Below are 17,281 nucleotides of genomic sequence, written 5' to 3'. Positions count from 1 at the left end.
CTATTTACTTAGTGTAAGCTCTTGGCATGTTTGAATCAGTAGTATAACGGTCACGTAATTTATCTTGGCGAGACTGTGTAGAAACCTCAGTCCCATTAATAAACATACGACTTACGTTACTGCTTATTTCAAACGGATCATTAGTCCACATCACTACATCAGCGGCTTTACCCACCTCAATACTGCCCGCATTAATACCGAATACGTCAGCAACATTTGATGTAATAGCTTTCAGTGCACCTTGTTGGCTCATACCATAAGATACAGCGTTACCTGCGTCATAGCGAAGCTGATAAATATTGTGACTTGCATCTCCACCAACCGTTAAAAGTACTTTAACACCGGCTTTTTCAAGTAAACCTGCATTATTTAAGTTAGCGTGTAAAGAATCGAAGCTTCCTGGTAAGTTGTCCATAGCGCTAATAATTACTGGGATATTAGCTTTAGCAATATGCTCTTTAACAACAACAGCATCCTGTGCTCCACTTAGTACTAAGTTAACACCAAATTGCTCTTTCACTTTAATAAGCTCAATAATATCAGCAGCACGCGATACGCTTATAACCAATGGCATGTCGCCAGAAAGTACTTTAGCCATTACTTTGTCTTCAGTACTTGGTTTATCGTCGTCTTTTTTATCTTTTTTGCTCAATTTAGTTTGATGGGCATCTAGCTTATTAATTAATGTTTGCAAAGTAAAAGCGCGCGAGCCTTTTCTTCGCTCACCTAAATGCACAACTAACGCTGCTTGTTTTTGAACGTCACTGTCAAGGCTGCCACTTAAATCAACCACACTAGCCAAACCTGCAAAAATACTATCGCCGCCATAAGGGGTAATTACATCTCGTGTAACGCCGCCTTTACGTGCATAAGGTATTAAGCTTGAATGTGCGTTATATGCAAGGCTCACATCAAAATCTATACCTGCTTTGTCGTCACCCGCATCGCGAGAGCCTGCAACCGCACCCACTTCAACTAAACCAAGTTGATTATTGCTTGCAATAAAACCAGGAGTAACAATTTTACCATTGGCATCAATAATTTCATCAGCACTTACTTCTGCCGGGTTAATAGCTGTAATTTTCCCGTTATCCATAACAATGCTTGCGCCTTTTAATACGCCTTGCTCTGTTGATGTATGGATAGTTGCATTAATAATAGCCAATGACTGTGCGTTTACAGCACCAGAGGCTAGTAATCCGGCAGCAACCAGAGATAGCGAAAACGAACGTGATAAATTTTTCATTCTGGGTGCTCCTTATTTTTGACCTAACATAAAATCACTGGTTGCCTGATAAGTACTATCGTTTCTATCGTAAACTTTTGCACCATCAACAAACACTTGCTCAGCTTTTGCGTAAACGCTAAACGGGCTTTGGTTCCAAATAACCACATCGCCTTGTTTACCTGCCTCTAGCGAGCCTGTCTTATCGTCAATACCTAAAGACTTTGCTGCGTTAGTTGTGATCCACTTAATTGCATGCTCTTCTGAAATATCAAAGCCATTTTCATTAGCACGGTACATTACTTTAGCCGCTTCTTGGTTTAAGCGTTGAATGGTTGTGTCTGAATCTGAGTGAACAACGGCACACGAGTTTTTAACCGCATCAACAATGGCAACGTTTTCTTGAACCATGTCGTAGGCTTCCATTTTAAAGCCCCACCAGTCTGGCCACAATGCAGCACACGAGCCATTATCAGCTAACAAATCTGCAATTTTGTATGCTTCAATACCGTGATGGAACGTACCCGCGTGATAATTAAATTCTTTAGAAAGATCAATCATCATCGCCATTTCTTCGGCTTTATAACAATGATTGTGGATCATTACTTCGCCTTCAAGAACGCCACGTAATGTATCGTACTTTATATCGCGATTCGGGGCTTCAGGGTTTTTACCTTCTGCGTATTCTGCATCGTACTTATCCCATGCTCGCTTATATTCTTGCGCGCCAATCCACGCAGTGCGGTAACCAGCCATATTACCCATACGTGTTGAAGGCAATACGCCTTTACGACCATATACGCGTTTTGGGTTTTCACCACATGCCATTTTTAATCCATACGGTGCATCAGGAAATTTCATTCCTTGCATTGTATGCGCAGGCACGTTTTTAAGTGTTACACCACGTCCGCCAAATAAATTAGCAGAGCCGGGTAAAATTTGTAACGAGGTAATACCGCCTTCGCGCGCACGGTTAAACCCTGGGTCTTGCGGCCAAACAGAGTGCTCTACCCACACTTCGGCCGTATTTGGGCTGGTCATTTCGTTACCATCTTGATGTGATTCTACCGATGGATTTGGATAGGCACCCAAATGTGAATGAACATCAATAATACCTGGTGTTACCCATTTACCTTGTGCATCAATCGTTGTGTCTGCTTTTACAGTTAAGTCTTTACCTACTTGCTGTACTTTACCATCGACCAATAGTACATCAGCGTCATTTAAGCGTTCGCCGGTACCTGTAAGAACAGTCGCGTTTGTGATGAGTGTGCTTGTTGTAGAGATTGGCGTGTAAGTACTTGGGTATGGGTTTTTGTTAATAGTAATCTTATCATCTTGCGGGCCATTTTCTTGGCAACCTACAAGTGCAGCGGCTAAGCCAACTGCTAATAAAGAGGGAGCAAATTTATTCATGTTGTTTGGTTCTCCTGTTTTTTTAATACTTTAGCGAAAGCTTGGGCATAAAGCTAAAAAAACAGGTGAAAACGCGGTAAATTAAGATGAATTTACGTGATTATTTTTTTATATAATTGTTATATAGCTTTTCTAGTGCGCCCTCTGTGGTGAGGGACGGATCTTTGCTGATAAAATGTTTGACCGTGCGAGTTACAAAATCTGAATTTTGCTTATGTAATTTAGAAAAATCTTTAATAAGAGTATTACCATCTTTAGCCGCTGTTACCTTGTCGTGGCGATGACGGTACTGACTAAGGGCTTTGTTAAAATCGCCGTTGTAGTCTTCAACTAAAATTTTATAAAAGTCACTTTTTTGCACATTTAAAGAGGTAATGCAGTAATTCAGTGCGTCTTTAAAATCGGTGAAAACGTTACCTTCTACATCAAACTCTTTGGTTTTTTCGCGTACTGTGACACGTGCCTCTTCAGTGGCGTAACTAAAACCAGTAAATGCCAATCGCTCTGCGGCTTCTTTTCCTAATTTCATACCGGCCTGAATACTATGAGCAAACTCATCACTCATATCACTTAATTCGTTTTCTTCCCACATATTGTAGACACGCAGTGCTTTGGCGTATTTATTAGACAGCTTTTTTTTAATTTTGGTAAAGCGCTCGTCAATCGTCATTAGTCGTTCGTTATGTAATAACGCATAACATTCATAACAAGCAGGAATTGAAATAAAGTCGGCATCCTCGCCTAAATCAATAATACTTTGCAGCATATGAAGAGGCGGGCAATGGTCTCGCTCCGTTGCTTCGCAGCCACAATAAAAACACTGATTAAAATGTTGTTGTTCGCAGGCATAGGCTTGTTGGTAATAACTGGCTAACGCTTTACTCACTGTTTATCCTAAAAATCTACACATCAATTTAAGGGGCGATAATACCAGCCTAAAAAAATATGTCAGTATCAATAAATTATTTTTATGAAAGTGTGTCAAAAAACACACTTAAAAATATGCTTTTTCATGAGCCTATAAGTAAGTGTGTACATTAAACATACTTGCTTACAGCTTGTTGCGTTTGGTTAACAGCTTTTTTGCTTAATTAGTTTAATAATTAGCTTGCAACCGCAAACAACGAGGAAAAGTAAAATGAATACATTTAAAACAGCATTATGTACAACACTTGTAATTGGTAGTGCAGCATTAGCAGCACCTGTATCAGCAACACAATTTGTAGCAGCCGACTCAACGCCAGGCACACAAATTTGTATGGCTGTTGCGTCTAATAAAGCATATGTACTACGCAAAACACAGCAGTCATTGAACGTTAAAAAAAGCATTATTAGCAATAAACTAACGTGTAATAACTTACCTATGGGTGATTTTGTAGCGCGTTATAATTTAGATAAAAGTGCTAATTACTTAAATATTGAAAGCAGTACTCGCACTTCAATTAAAGATTTAGCAAAGGTGTCATCACCTGAAATCGTTGTTATTTCGTCTCCGCAATAACATGTTTAAACGTTATAGCTAAGCAGGCATAACTATAACCTGCTTAGTTTTATTTTTAACTTTATTGCTTAAAGAACACCCGCAATTAAACCAAATAAACCGCCAAATACTCCACCCCAAACAACTAACCAACCTAAGTGCTCGCGTATCATTGTTTGAATTATTTCTTTCACCATTTTAGGGGTTAATTCATCAAGGCGTTCATCAACAAGTTTAAGAACTGTGCTGTGCAACCCTTGAGCACTATTTCCTTGTGAAAGCGTTCGCGTTACTAACGCTTTGAAGTCCTCTGTTTGAGAAATTTGTGCCAACGAAAGTTGCATTTTTTCAATAAATTTTTCACGCATTGGCTCTATTGCAGCAGTGCCTCCAAACATACCCAACATGCTACCAAATTGCGATTGCTCTATAACCTCGAGTAAATTATCGAAAGCTGGATTTAAATCAACATTACTAATGATCGGTTCAAAGTCGATATTAGGCTGCGCCTTGTTGAGTAAATTATTAATTTTTTGTTCGGAGAAAAACTCAGTGAGTATTAGGTTTCGTATAGCAACTTTAAAGCTCTCAAACTTGAGCGCAATAACGCCAGACCCATATAAAAACGGCACCTTTTCAAATAGCATATGAATAGCCAATAAATTGGTCACTGCGCCAGAAAGTGCAAATAACCCCACCGACAAAACTACTGGCTGATCAAATATCAATCCTGCAGCTACACAAATACTTGCTAGTAAATTGGTTATAAAACTTTTGTTCATTTTTACTCCATTACAGTTAGCGTCACTTTGTGCGACACATTCGCTAATTTTACAACGTTTAGTTTGTTAAATTAATCCCTTTTTGCCATAGTTTAAGTGTCTGTATAAAATACGAGCAACTATTATGTGGAAAGCAATTAACGAGCACATTAGCCAAGCTACAAATACTGACTTTAAACACACACAAAAGCGACAACTCCAAAGCACAACAACCGATAGATATTTTCATATAAGCAATGGCACACAAAGCTACTTTGTTAAAATTGCGCTCAAAAGCGAGCTTGAGCGATTAGAAAGTGAATCTAGGGGCTTACAGATGCTTACTAATAATAGTTATTTTAATGTTCCAACCTGCATTACATCAGGTGCTAACATTGAATTTTCATTTATCGTACTTTCGTGGTTAGAGCTTGATGAGCAGCCCTATTACCAATGGCAAAAAATGGGCACTCAACTAGCACAAATGCACCAAAAGCATGACCAGGCAATGTTTGGCTTTGATATAGATAATCACTTAGCTACCACAGTTCAACCAAATCGTTGGCACAAAAAGTGGGGTGTATTTTTTGCCGAAGAACGCATAGGATGGCAATTACAACTATTAGCCGAAAAAGGCATTAAATTTGCCAATCCCGAGCACATAATTAGTGAAGTTAAAGCACAACTACATAGTCATGTTGTGAGCCCATCTTTGTTACATGGTGATTTTTGGCGAGGCAACTTGGGCTTTTTAAAAGGAGTACCGACCGTATTCAATCCCGCTTGTTATTATGGTGATCGGGAAGTGGATATAGCAATGAGCGAGCTATTTGCGCCACTACCCGATGAATTTTATGTAGCCTATAATAAGCAATACCCTCTTTTACCAAGCTATCAAAAACGTAAACATATTTACCAACTATACCCTATTTTAAATCATGCAAATATTTTTGCTGGGCACTATCTTACTGAAGCTAAACAACATATCGATAAGCTAATGCAATAAGTGTAAATAAACTGTCATAACACGCTAAACAGACTATATTTAAAGGGTTCTAAGGAGTTCAGTTTTGCGTCATTAAGCCGTGGTTAGAATAAAAACATTCCAAGCTCAGCTTAAGTTATTTGTATTTGGAGTGATTATGAAAGACTTTTTATCACAACGTATTAGCTGCCCGTTTTGCGGACACCACATTCATTTGGATTTAGATGCCAGCATGGGCGATCAGGACTACATTGAAGACTGCACTGCCTGTTGCAACCCAATCCATTTAAATATGCACATAGACCATGCACACAATAAATTAGAGCTACACGTAGACAGTGACGACGAACAAATTTTTTAATTTTGATGACGCAGGTAGTTTTCTACGGTGTTAACAATAGTGTAAGTTTGCTGATCGACCTCTATATTTAGCTCATCACCCACTTGCGCTTTACCTAAGTTTGTAATTGCTAAAGTTTCTGGGATCAAATGCAACCAAAAGCCCTGCTCGTCAATCTCGCCTACTGTTAAACTAGCACCATTAATGGCAACAAAACCTTTATACAATACATATTTTTGCCACTTTACCGGTAAACTTACCTGAATTTTGCAGTTGCTTTGAGTATTAATTATTTGATTTATTTTAGCCGAACAGTGAATGTGTCCCGAAACAATATGCCCACCCAGTTCTGTGCCAAAAGTAACAGAGCGCTCGTAATTTACTAAACTGCCCAGCTCAAGAAGCCCTAGATTAGTTAATTGAAGTGTTTCGTCAATCACGTCAAAGTGAACTTGCGCGACTACATCTTGGTTACTTAGCTCAACTTTTACTACTGTTAAACAACACCCATTAATCGCAATACTGGCTCCTAAATCTAGGTGTTTTACGTAGTCATCGCTCACCGACACCACTAAACGTAACACACCCTCATTATGGGTTTTAGACACCACAGTAGCTTGAGTTTGTACTATACCTGTAAACATAAAATCTCGTTAAGTTATGACAAAGTAATAGTTTAACGTATCGAATTATAAAATCATTCACTCCTTAGATTTTTATTTCAAAGACAATAGATTACAATTACAGCCTTACTCATTAAATAGCTGTTTTTATGACCTTTTGTAATTGGGAAGCTAAGCGTTTAATTTCTCTCGCGCTGCCTGTTTTTTTAGCACAAGTTACCCTTATATTAATGTCGGTGGTCGACACCATAATGGCAGGTCAGGTCAGCCCTACTGACCTAGCTGCGCTTTCTATTGCTACTGGTATTTGGAACCCACTACTTTTAGCGTTGCAAGGTATTTTGTTAGCACTAACTGGCATAATTGCACAATTTACCGGCGCCAATGACAAAAAAGGCATAAGCCACTATTTTCAACAAGCTTTATATTTAACCGTTTTACTGTGTATTACAGGCTTTAGTATTGCCTACTTGGCCAACATTATTATATTACAGCTAGATACAAGCCCTGCTATTGCGAGCCTCGCTTTCGACTATATCCAATTTGTTAAATGGGGAGTGTTTGGATTTTTATTTTTTACAACCTACCGAAACATGACCGAAGGCATGGGCATGACAAAGCCGGCCTTTTATATTAGCTTACTCGGATTAGCCGTTAATATTCCTGCTAACTACATTTTCATAAATGGTTTATTTGGCCTTCCCGCCTATGGCGGAGCTGGCTGTGGTATAGCAACAGCTATTGTTTTAACAGTGATGGCATTAGCACAGGTCACTTATTGCCAAATGAGTAAAAAGATAGATGCCAAAGGGCTACTCACACCGTTTGAAAAACCAAATATAACGACTATCGCCACTATTACAAAATTAGGTATTCCTATCTCTTTGGCTACCTTTTTTGAAGTAACACTTTTTGCGTGTATTCCACTCTTTATTGCCCATTTAGGAGCGGTTGCTGTATCAGGCCATCAAATTGCAGCAAGTGTTACCGCGTTACTGTTTATGATGCCGCTAAGCCTCTCTATTGCCATTAGCATTCGAATTGGTAACTTGTATGGTCAGAACAAGTTTGAACAGTTAAAAATAGCCGTATCGACAAGTTATCTACTTTCTATATTAATCGCACTGTTCTTAGCGTTTATAACATTTATAGGTCGTGATGTGATAAGCCAGCTATACACAGACAGCCCTGCGGTTATTGCCCTTGCGACCTCAATTATGATTTTAGCCTGTATTTATCAACTACCCGATGCCCTGCAAGTTGCAGCAAATGGCATTTTAAGAGGATTAAAACACACAGCCCCTATTTCTTACATCACGTTTATTTCGTATTGGTTAATCGGCTTTAGCTTAGGCTACGTATTGGCAAGAACAGATATAATTGTGCCGGCTATGGGGCCGCACGGATTTTGGATTGGTATAATTGTCGGGCTCACTGTTGCAGCCATTTTGTTAATGATAACCGTTAGTAAGCGCTTTAAACATGAACCATTTATTAGCCAACAAGCTTAATTTAAATAACATAAAGCAGTCAGTATTAGTATGCGTGTTACTAATAATACCGGCTACTATGCTAACCGCTTGCACAGAGGCCCCCAGTAATACAAACAACACCTATATAAAACGCCTTGAAAATATAACCGGCAACAAATCAGAAGACCTCCCAGCGCTTAATTCACTCAAATTAAAGCCGTTAACCGAACTCAACAACAATAAAATAACACTGGGTATAGTTGAGCTTGCAGGAATAAGCAGTTGTAACTTAAATGTGGTGATAAGTGAGCACAATAACCAACTGGGTAAAACAGCAACCGCTGCAGGGCGTTTGAAATATCAAATAGACTTTATTCAACACGCCAACAGCTGCTTAGCCTCCCTCGATGAATCCTCAGTAACGTATAAAAAAATACATGAAGCAAAATATCAAAAACAAGCTGATTTACTATATTACTTTAATGCAGCCCTTATTGAGGAACCAGAGCTCAACCGCACGTGGTCACTAACCGCTTCAGAATTAAGTAAAGAGCCAGCAGGCTTTAGCGACACAATTGAGGCTATGCGTAAACTGACTGCTATTAAAGCGCAATTAGCTCAGGCTCAATTTGACAAAATAAACACAGATGCAATATACCAAGCACTCGAAACGCTTAATAAATATAGGTTTAATCAATCATTAATTAAATCTGTCAGGCAACAAATAAGGCTAAATAAAATCGCCACGGGGTTGGTGCGTAACATCAATTTAAGCACCCTATGCCCAGTGGGTAAAAACAAAGATAAAGCTAAAATAATGAATAACATATTTCAAAAGTTCTATCTTTCACAAATTCAGCCTTACCAAGCACAACTCATTGGTTTTCTTGAAGTGCTTCAGCCTTTATTAAATCAACTGTGGTACCAAGAACGTGTAACAACAAATGAAATTAATCAGCTGATTAAAGCAAACTCAAATACCAATTTATTAAATCAATTGAAAAGCTCTGCTAAACAGCATGTTATTTGGTGGCAAGAGTTTTATAAAACGTGTGAAATCAGCCCAATATGAATAAAAAAACGGCAAATAAACCTAAAAACACGAAACGTGCTTGATTCACCAACCGCCACGCTATATATTAGCGGCCGTTGTTAAGCAATTAACACTTACTTAAATATAGTAATACGACTGTAGCTCAGTTGGTTAGAGCACTACCTTGACATGGTAGGGGTCGGTGGTTCGAATCCACTCAGTCGTACCAATATTAATCAGATGTATAATTGAAGGAAAGAGCACTACCTACTCTTGACCACCCGGTCCGAGGGTCAGTAACTCAAATCTCCTCAGTCGTACCAATATTTAAGTAAAACCTCAAAAATTGTACGACTGTAGCTCAGTTGGTTAGAGCACTACCTTGACATGGTAGGGGTCGGTGGTTCGAATCCACTCAGTCGTACCAATCCAATAAATATAAACTCAAGAAAAAGCACTACCTATCCTTAATAACCCGGTCCAAGGGTCTGTAAATCAAATCCACTCAGTCGTACCAATTTAATAAATATAAACTCAAGAAAAAGCTCTACCTATCCTTAATAACCCGGTCCAAGGGTCTGTAAATCAAATCCAGGCAGTCGTACCAATTCAAAAAATATAAACTCAAGAAAATCTTCTCCCTACTTTTATAGCGCTTTCCTTGGGTCAATAAATAGAATCAACTGAGTTGTGAAAATTAAAACTTATAAAGTTGCTAGTCAGAGAGCGCACCAAGTACATACACAAGTGGCGCATTCCAATTAATCGCAACCTCGTTAGTTGAAAAGCTACACCAATCGTCAACGTATGATTTTGCTGGCTCATTGAATAAGTAGTTACAATTATCTTGTTGTCCTGAATGAGGGCCACCTACAAGCATTCCTGGTACAGGCGCAACAACATTATCACTGTGTGAAATTCGATGATGTGGATACAAAGGTGTTTTAGTGCCAAACCCAGTAACAAAAGAGTACCCCGTAGGGTTTCGCCCTAATACATAATCGACAAGTCCATGAGCTGCATTTTTATAATCGTTATTTTTATTTATCTGAGCGGCTTGTAGCAAAACCATCGCTTTATTTAACGCGGCTGAGTTACTCCCCCATACAAAGTCTGATTTTTGCATAGCAACATTGTATGGACTGCTTTTATGTTGGTTCAAATATATATCAGCTAAGTCATTTTGCTTTATTTTAAGGGCTTCGTATTCTTGTTTAGATAATAAGTCCTTTGCTTTAAACAGCAAACTACTCAAAGAAAGGTACGATACATTTCGCCACGCTGGAGCCACGTAATCAATATTTATCTCTTTATAAATAGTGTAAAAGTTTTTATTTTTAGTGGTTATAAATAACTCTGCAGCGGCCCAAGCAAATTCATCCTTTAAATAATGATCTCCATATTCACCGCTTTTAATATCACTTGGTTGCTCATAATATTGTGTTTGGTTTAAAAGCGCCCAACGCCATGCTTTTATGGCTGCATTTGAATATTGCTTACTCTTATTGGGGTAGTAAGGTTCAATCACCCGGCTAGCCATGGAAAGCGTAGCTGCAAAATTAAGGCTTGCTGCTGTTGATTTCCCTATCATTAAGCGTAAGCGTTGATCTTCATGTGGCATTTCATTCCCTGGCCATTCACGAGTTGTTAGCTTATGATATACACCCCCATCATCGCTTTGCATAGTGATCAGCCATTCAAGATTCCATAGGGCTTCGTTTATAATATCAGGAACGTTATCTTCAGATTCAGGTATGTTTAGGGTTTGTTTTTTATAAACATCAGGGTAATGTTCAAACGCTGCAAGCAGTGTATACGTGCTAATACCTGAGTTAACAACATACTTGCCATAGTCGCCTGCATCATACCATCCTTTTTGTGAGTCTATTCGTTTGCCTTTGTACCTTGGCTCAGCAGAGGGATGATAGCCAATAATGTCATCTTTATGACCCATTGGTCTTGCATAAATTCCCGCGAACTTCTCTTCAATAGGAGTACTAGAGCGGTTCAAATAATAATATCTTAAAGCGGCTTTACTAAGTGAATCATAAACATCATCACTAATTCGAAATAATGAAGAATCTGCAACACCCTTTACACGCAAAAAATAGTGACCCGAAGTGACAACTTCAGAAAAATCGGCAAGCTTGTGACCATCATTGCCAGAAAGAGTCCATATTTTAGCTGCGCTCAACTGAGCGGTATAAACCACCTTGTTCGTTTTCGCATTAATTACATCAAATTGCGAAGCTGTTACGTTCGGTATTGCAGCAATTTTTTCACTTTTATTTAAGTAGCCTAATTGATTAATTGCAATTTGCTGATTTGAGGATAACTTACTTAATTTACTAGGATTTTTTTTTACTAATACCGAGCAAGAGGTCAGAGCAAGCACATTCAGTAGCAGTAATGATAAAATAATATGTTTCATATGACCCTTTCGTATAAATAATGTCGAAGCAAAAAATAGAGCACTTGCTATTAAGTTATAATAAGTGCTCTTGTTTATTATTCACTGCACTTTAAAGTGGCCATTTTTTGCGCATTGGGTTCAAATTGAACATTAGCAATTCGTATTTTAGCTGCGCCTTCGCTTGTTAACACAAAGGGGGCACTCGAGCGTTCAAACTCCACTCCACTTTTAGCAAAGCATAATAAATCTATAGAAACGGTATTCCAGGTGTTCAATTTAAACTCTTTTAGCATGGGCGAAATATTCAGCTCTGCGCATTTACCTTTTGCGCATCCCATTTGAACATAAAGTTCATTTCTAGGAGGGGTTTCGACTCTCACATCAAACGTTAGCGCGCTTTTATTGATCAAATATTGAGATAGATCTTCTCGGTACCAGGATGAGCTAATCAGTACAGAAGCATTATTAGCACCACTCCACGTAAATTCTTTTGCATCACCTTGAATATTTTTATCGGCTTCAATCATCGTTAAGCCTTTAATATTTCCTGATGGCGTGTGGATGTCTTTTGTTTGTCCACCCGACTGCAATTGATAATTCCAGTCCCCTTTCGCTCTTCCTTGCATTATTTGATAAGGGGTGTTGACAGGTGTTTCAAAAATAAAGTCATTCTTTGTACTTAATTTATTAAGTATCACATTATCTTTATAGGTTAACCCAAATCCATATGCAAAAAGTGGATCATAGTTTTCATCGTAACGATTTAATACAACTTGTGATGCATATTTAGGCCATGAAAAGGAAAGCTTACCTTTAAAATCAAATTGAATATTGCCATCATTATCTTTAAACAAAACATCAGCTACACCAACACCTTCACTACCAGGTAGCCAAGCTGCTACAAACGAATCTGATGCATTGATTTCTCTGTTTACCCATAAAGGTCTGCCCGATAAAAACACCGATACAACTTTTATACCTTGTGATTTCAATGACTCGATTAATTTGGCGTCACGGTGAGAATGAGCCTGATAAGCAATTGATTTTAGATCGCCAATCCACTCTGCATACGGATTTTCACCAAACACAACAATGGCAACATCTGGTTTTACATCAAAACTACCATCAGGGCTTAGCACTGCATTGCCGCCCGCTTTGTTTACCGCTTGCTTTATACCATCAAAAATTGACGTTCCCCCTGGAAAATCAGATTTAACATTACCTTCGCCTGTCCAGTTAATTGTCCAACCACCCGTTTGCTTACTCATATTTTCAGCACCATCACCCGCAATTAATACCTTACTATTTGGGTTAAGTGGTAAAAGGTTATTATTATTTTTCAACAACACTAACGATTCTCTAACTGCTTGCCTAGCAATTGCTTTGTGCTCAGGAGCACCTAATAATTGTTTTTGGTTAGCATATTTACGTGTTGATGGAAGCCCTTTATCGAATAGCCCCGAACGTATTTTAACGCGTAAAATACGCCTAACTGCATCGTCTATACGTTCAACAGGGATAATTCCATCTTTAACCTGCTCTACTGTATTACCTATAAAAGCCCTCCAATCTTCTACAACCATAAACATGTCTAGTCCGGCATTAACAGCCTGCGGACAGCTATCATTGCTACATCCGGGTATTTTACTGTGCGAATTCCAATCACCCACTATAAAACCATCAAAACCAAGTCGCGTTTTCAAAACATCAGTAAGGAGATATTTGCTGCCGTGTAAGCGCAAGCCATTCCACATATTATGAGAGCCCATTATACTTTGCACACCTGCTTTAAGAGCTGGCAAATATGCCGCCGCATGATTTTTAATTAAATCACTTTCACTTTCTTGGTTGTCACCTTGGTCAATACCCTGATAAGTGCCTCCGTCACCAACCCAATGCTTTGCGGTAGAGTAAATATGATCGTCATCTAAAAAGTTAGCTGTGTTTACTTTCCCCTGAAGGCCTTCAATCATCTCTTTAGCATAGCTGGCAACTATTTCAGGGTCTTCAGAATAACTTTCGTAGGTTCTCCCCCATCGATCATCCCTTGCAACGGCAAGTGTTGGGGCAAATGTCCAGTCTATACCTGCAAGTAAAACTTCTTTCGCTGTGGCTTCTCCAATTTTATAAATTAAATCTGGGTTACGTGTTGCACCTAAACCAATGTTATGTGGATATAAAGTAGCACCAATAAATTTGTTATTGCCGTGTACTGCATCAATGCCATATGTAACGGGAATAGCTAAACCGCCTTGTGATGTATCCATTGAGGCTAAATAAAGCTCGTCCATAAAAGACACCCAATCAGATACACTCGCATTACGGTTATTGTGTAAAAATGTTCCACCACCATTCAAAACCGATCCTAAATGATATTTTTTTACATCTTGAGGCGTTACCCAGGTTATTTCTGCTTGTACCATTTGACCCACTTTTTGTTCTAGTGACATTTGGCTTATTAAATGAGTAATACGTGTTTCCAACTCTGCATTTTTTTTTATTGCTGGTTCAAGAGTAGGCCAAAGTGTTATATCGTTTTTAGCAACTGTGTTAACAGACGCAAAGCTCATAAAAGAGCCAAGTAAAAATGAAGAATAAGTTAATTTCATTAATCTAATAACCTGATACTTTGTTAGTGTGGCAAACAGTTTTATTACAAATGCGGCATAATGTCGTTCAAATAGAGGTTTTAAGCGTATAAATGCACGCAATTTACTCTATTTGAACGCCCGGCTATTTTAAATATTAGAGATTATTAGATAACATACAACGACAATGAGAACACACGTGTACCAAACAAAAATTTTAATAAAGGTGTATTAAATTGTGAAAGAAGTACTTTTTAACACTCACGATCTCGCTTTAATTTTTACCATTTTTATATGCTTATCATTTAGTGTATTTTTAGTAACATTAAAAAAGGGTAATAAACTTAGTAACTATTTACTTGCTTGCTTTTTATTAACTCAAGCTGCAATTCCTACGGATAACCTTATTAACTTTGGTGAGGCATTTCGAGCGTTTGCGTTAAGTTTATCACCCAATCTATTTTACACATTTGGATTAGCTTTTTGGTTAGAAGTGCCTTTGCTTCTGCTTTATATCAAATCGTTAGTTAACAAAAACTATCAGCTAAAAAAACGCGATTCGCTATTATTCATACCGTTCATTTTTTATGCCGCTTATTTCACTGTTGATTGGCTTATGATAGAAAATAGCATCAAACTAGATGTACTTAAAAATGACACAATTGAAACCACAGCATTTATTGACCGAGCTATTTATTTTTTTCGGGAGTGCTTTCGATTTTCAATTAGCGTTTTATGTTTTTTAGAGTTACAAAAATACCAAAAAAACATTAAAAATGAGTTTGCAGAGCTTGAGAGTGTCGACCTAACTTGGCTTAAATTCCTTGTCATTGGTTTTTTAGTAGTACACCTAAATTCAATATTTGTCTCTTTGGGTATTATTATGTCTTACGAGATAGGTATTCTAGTAGACCATGAATTACTTGGGCTTACAGCTAATTATGCAATTCTTTTATTAATCACAAGTTTAATCTACTTTAGTGCTGGTAATTCAAGAATATTTCAGGGTATTGACGATGAACTAACAGCTGAACAGCATAAAGCACCAGATTCGTTTGAACCCGAAAAAATACAAAAGATCGAAAGCTATTTGCTACAAAATAAGCCTTATTTAAACCATTTACTCACACTTGATAACCTAGCAAGTCAGTTAAGTATGGGATCAAGAAACTTGTCATCTATAATTAATAGGCACTTTGGTAAAAACTTTTTTGAGTTTATAAATTATTACAGAGTTGAAGAAAGTAAACGGCTGTTACTTTTAGAGGAAAATAAAACAGTGACCATGTTAGACATTATGGATAAAGCAGGATTTAACAGCAAAGCAACTTTCAATACATTTTTTAAAAAACTAGTGGGCGTAACCCCCACTCAATTTAGAAAAGAATATTGGGAAAGCCAAAACAAAAATTCGAGTTAAATCCCTAAAGCTAGCGCATGTAGTTTTTTAAAATATACGCCTCATGATCAGGCATAACATCAGCAGAGCGGCTAATAACCGACTCTATATTTTTGAGCCTACGCTTTATTTCATCTTGGGTTAGCCTATCAACCAATGGATGATAGCTTTTAGGTTTAATTCCTTGACCGTGCATAACTGCAAGCCAAGATGTTTCGTTAAACAGCTCATTATCATGTCTAAAAATACGACCATTTTCACTAAACATCTCTATTTTTTGCTTCAAAGAATCAGGCATTTCTATGTTTTTGCAATAACGCCAAAACTCACTGTCTTCTCTATTTGTTAGTTTATAATGTAAAATAATAAAATCACGTATACGATGATATTCCGTCTCAGTTTGCTGATTAAATAAATCAATATCACACTGTGTAAAATCTTTACTAGGGAATAATGTCATTAATTTTGCTATCGCCGATTGAATCAAATGCAGACCAGTTGATTCTAACGGTTCTACAAAACCTGCTGATAAACCAATAGCGATACAGTTTTTATTCCAACTCTTTTTGCGCATACCCGTTACCCATTGCAGCTGGTTAATATCTGCTAAAGCTTCAGATTCAATTGTATTTAAAAGTAAAGCGTGTGCTTTATCATCGCTCATAAATTCACTTGAATATACATACCCATTACCTACTCGGTTTTGCAGTGGTATTCGCCACGTCCAACCTGCACTTTGTGCTGTAGACTGAGTATAAGGGTTAAGTGCCTTTTTTGATAAACACGGCATTGCAATCGCTTTATTACACGGTAATAAATGAGTCCAATCCTCGTAGCCAGTTTTCAGAGCCTGCTCAATTAATAAGCCCTTGAAACCAGAGCAATCGATAAATAAATCACCATCTAATACCGTATTATCATTAAGAACTAACGATTCAATTTCCCCTGAAACTGGGTTTAGGTTTACCTCGTCAACCTTACCCTCAATACGACACACTCCTCTGCTTGTGGCATAATTTCTTAAAAATTTAGCATAAAGTGTTGCGTCAAAATGATAAGCATAATTAATACCTGCTAACGCGCTGTTTTGCTGAGTTGACGGATGCATAAATTTATTTGCATACGCACCAACCGATGCAAGTGAGTAGCTAGATAAGTCGGAAAATTCAGGATCATTTTGCATTTTCAACCAAAAGTGATGAAAAGGCAGTGCCTCCATATTAGTGCCATAACTTCCAAATGGGTGAAAATAACGGTGTCCTTTTTCTTTCCAATCTATAAATTCTATACCTAATTTAAACGTCGCATTAGTAAAACGTATAAACTCAGATTCATCTATATCAAGTATGGTATTAAATAATTGAATTTGTGGAATTGTAGCTTCACCTACAGATACAGTACCTATGTCTGCAGACTCCACTAAAGTGATTTGACAATTATCGCAGCCAATTACCTTCGCTAACGCAGAGGCGGTCATCCAACCTGCTGAACCACCACCTACAATAACAATCGATTTTATATTATTTGCATCATTCATAATGTTTAC

14 protein-coding genes and 2 tRNA genes are annotated in these 17,281 nt (G+C 37.9%); 8 read left to right on the top strand and 8 right to left on the bottom strand.

Features of this window, described 5'->3' with window-relative positions; genetic code table 11:
• Nucleotides 1-4: 4 nt before the first annotated feature.
• From ATS72_RS02945 to ATS72_RS02935, 3 genes are all read right to left on the bottom strand, one after another.
• Nucleotides 5-1,246, bottom strand: a complete 1,242-nt coding sequence (locus tag ATS72_RS02945; RefSeq protein WP_058428801.1) for an amidohydrolase family protein — start codon at nucleotides 1,244-1,246, stop codon at nucleotides 5-7.
• Nucleotides 1,247-1,258: 12 nt separating this feature from the next.
• Entirely contained in the window at nucleotides 1,259-2,641 is a 1,383-nt protein-coding gene (locus ATS72_RS02940) for an amidohydrolase (RefSeq protein WP_058428800.1), read from the bottom strand.
• Between the two features lie 100 nt (nucleotides 2,642-2,741).
• Nucleotides 2,742-3,527, bottom strand: coding sequence for a hypothetical protein (locus ATS72_RS02935; RefSeq protein WP_008128423.1), 786 nt, complete (start codon nucleotides 3,525-3,527; stop codon nucleotides 2,742-2,744).
• Nucleotides 3,528-3,779: 252 nt separating this feature from the next.
• On the opposite strand from ATS72_RS02935, the gene ATS72_RS02930 reads away from it, so the two are divergent.
• Entirely contained in the window at nucleotides 3,780-4,142 is a 363-nt protein-coding gene (locus ATS72_RS02930; protein WP_039037130.1) for a DUF3718 domain-containing protein, read from the top strand.
• Between the two features lie 68 nt (nucleotides 4,143-4,210).
• Here the strand turns inward: ATS72_RS02930 and ATS72_RS02925 are convergent, their stop codons facing one another.
• Nucleotides 4,211-4,903: a hypothetical protein gene (locus ATS72_RS02925; protein ID WP_058428799.1), complete on the bottom strand. Its 693-nt coding sequence runs from the start codon at nucleotides 4,901-4,903 to the stop codon at nucleotides 4,211-4,213.
• A gap of 124 nt (nucleotides 4,904-5,027) precedes the next feature.
• On the opposite strand from ATS72_RS02925, the gene ATS72_RS02920 reads away from it, so the two are divergent.
• Both ATS72_RS02920 and ATS72_RS02915 read left to right on the top strand, forming a co-directional pair.
• Nucleotides 5,028-5,888: a fructosamine kinase family protein gene (locus ATS72_RS02920; RefSeq protein ID WP_058428798.1), complete on the top strand. Its 861-nt coding sequence runs from the start codon at nucleotides 5,028-5,030 to the stop codon at nucleotides 5,886-5,888.
• A 136-nt stretch (nucleotides 5,889-6,024) separates the two neighbouring features.
• A complete protein-coding gene (locus tag ATS72_RS02915) occupies nucleotides 6,025-6,228 on the top strand; it encodes a CPXCG motif-containing cysteine-rich protein (protein ID WP_006792887.1) in 204 nt (67 codons plus the stop codon).
• Here the strand turns inward: ATS72_RS02915 and ATS72_RS02910 are convergent.
• Entirely contained in the window at nucleotides 6,225-6,851 is a 627-nt protein-coding gene (locus tag ATS72_RS02910) for a riboflavin synthase (RefSeq protein WP_058428797.1), read from the bottom strand. The two genes, ATS72_RS02915 and ATS72_RS02910, sit on opposite strands and share 4 nt — an antisense overlap.
• 128 nt (nucleotides 6,852-6,979) lie before the next feature.
• Here ATS72_RS02910 and ATS72_RS02905 point away from each other — a divergent pair, with 128 nt between their 5' ends.
• The 4 genes from ATS72_RS02905 to ATS72_RS02890 all read left to right on the top strand — a co-directional run bounded on the left by ATS72_RS02905 (nucleotide 6,980) and on the right by ATS72_RS02890 (nucleotide 9,762).
• Nucleotides 6,980-8,341, top strand: a complete 1,362-nt coding sequence (locus ATS72_RS02905) for an MATE family efflux transporter (RefSeq protein WP_058428796.1) — start codon at nucleotides 6,980-6,982, stop codon at nucleotides 8,339-8,341.
• Entirely contained in the window at nucleotides 8,313-9,374 is a 1,062-nt protein-coding gene (locus ATS72_RS02900; RefSeq protein ID WP_058428795.1) for a DUF3080 family protein, read from the top strand. The genes ATS72_RS02905 and ATS72_RS02900 overlap by 29 nt, the downstream gene beginning before the upstream one ends.
• Nucleotides 9,375-9,487: 113 nt before the next feature.
• Nucleotides 9,488-9,564: transfer RNA gene (locus ATS72_RS02895), tRNA-Val, on the top strand.
• Between the two features lie 121 nt (nucleotides 9,565-9,685).
• Nucleotides 9,686-9,762 (top strand) — tRNA-Val (locus ATS72_RS02890).
• A 288-nt stretch (nucleotides 9,763-10,050) separates the two neighbouring features.
• On the opposite strand, the gene ATS72_RS02885 is transcribed toward ATS72_RS02890, so the two are convergent.
• Both ATS72_RS02885 and ATS72_RS02880 read right to left on the bottom strand, forming a co-directional pair.
• Nucleotides 10,051-11,766 (bottom strand): glycoside hydrolase family 9 protein, encoded by a 1,716-nt coding sequence (locus tag ATS72_RS02885; RefSeq protein ID WP_058428794.1) that lies wholly within the window; start codon nucleotides 11,764-11,766, stop codon nucleotides 10,051-10,053.
• Between the two features lie 77 nt (nucleotides 11,767-11,843).
• On the bottom strand, nucleotides 11,844-14,357 hold the full coding sequence (locus ATS72_RS02880; RefSeq protein WP_058428793.1) for a glycoside hydrolase family 3 protein: 2,514 nt from the start codon (nucleotides 14,355-14,357) through the stop codon (nucleotides 11,844-11,846).
• Nucleotides 14,358-14,574: 217 nt separating this feature from the next.
• Between ATS72_RS02880 and ATS72_RS02875 the strand changes: the two genes are divergently transcribed.
• Nucleotides 14,575-15,756: a helix-turn-helix domain-containing protein gene (locus ATS72_RS02875; protein ID WP_058428792.1), complete on the top strand. Its 1,182-nt coding sequence runs from the start codon at nucleotides 14,575-14,577 to the stop codon at nucleotides 15,754-15,756.
• A gap of 10 nt (nucleotides 15,757-15,766) precedes the next feature.
• Here the strand turns inward: ATS72_RS02875 and ATS72_RS02870 are convergent, their stop codons facing one another.
• Complete coding sequence (locus tag ATS72_RS02870; RefSeq protein WP_058428791.1) at nucleotides 15,767-17,272, bottom strand: tryptophan halogenase family protein; 1,506 nt, start codon at nucleotides 17,270-17,272, stop codon at nucleotides 15,767-15,769.
• Nucleotides 17,273-17,281: the final 9 nt, after the last annotated feature.

This window comes from Pseudoalteromonas sp. 13-15 (assembly GCF_001468205.2).
Lineage (GTDB): Bacteria > Pseudomonadota > Gammaproteobacteria > Enterobacterales > Alteromonadaceae > Pseudoalteromonas > Pseudoalteromonas marina.
Note: the sequence above shows the minus strand (reverse complement) of the source record. Positions and strands in the feature narration are given on the sequence as shown.

Coding starts and splice junctions, on each gene's coding strand:
- ATS72_RS02945 (WP_058428801.1), bottom strand. CDS start 1,246: ATGAAAAATTTATCACGTTCGTTTTCGCTATCTCTGGTTGCTGCCGGA.
- ATS72_RS02940 (WP_058428800.1), bottom strand. CDS start 2,641: ATGAATAAATTTGCTCCCTCTTTATTAGCAGTTGGCTTAGCCGCTGCA.
- ATS72_RS02930 (WP_039037130.1), top strand. CDS start 3,780: ATGAATACATTTAAAACAGCATTATGTACAACACTTGTAATTGGTAGT.
- ATS72_RS02925 (WP_058428799.1), bottom strand. CDS start 4,903: ATGAACAAAAGTTTTATAACCAATTTACTAGCAAGTATTTGTGTAGCT.
- ATS72_RS02920 (WP_058428798.1), top strand. CDS start 5,028: ATGTGGAAAGCAATTAACGAGCACATTAGCCAAGCTACAAATACTGAC.
- ATS72_RS02915 (WP_006792887.1), top strand. CDS start 6,025: ATGAAAGACTTTTTATCACAACGTATTAGCTGCCCGTTTTGCGGACAC.
- ATS72_RS02910 (WP_058428797.1), bottom strand. CDS start 6,851: ATGTTTACAGGTATAGTACAAACTCAAGCTACTGTGGTGTCTAAAACC.
- ATS72_RS02905 (WP_058428796.1), top strand. CDS start 6,980: ATGACCTTTTGTAATTGGGAAGCTAAGCGTTTAATTTCTCTCGCGCTG.
- ATS72_RS02900 (WP_058428795.1), top strand. CDS start 8,313: ATGAACCATTTATTAGCCAACAAGCTTAATTTAAATAACATAAAGCAG.
- ATS72_RS02885 (WP_058428794.1), bottom strand. CDS start 11,766: ATGAAACATATTATTTTATCATTACTGCTACTGAATGTGCTTGCTCTG.
- ATS72_RS02880 (WP_058428793.1), bottom strand. CDS start 14,357: ATGAAATTAACTTATTCTTCATTTTTACTTGGCTCTTTTATGAGCTTT.
- ATS72_RS02870 (WP_058428791.1), bottom strand. CDS start 17,272: ATGAATGATGCAAATAATATAAAATCGATTGTTATTGTAGGTGGTGGT.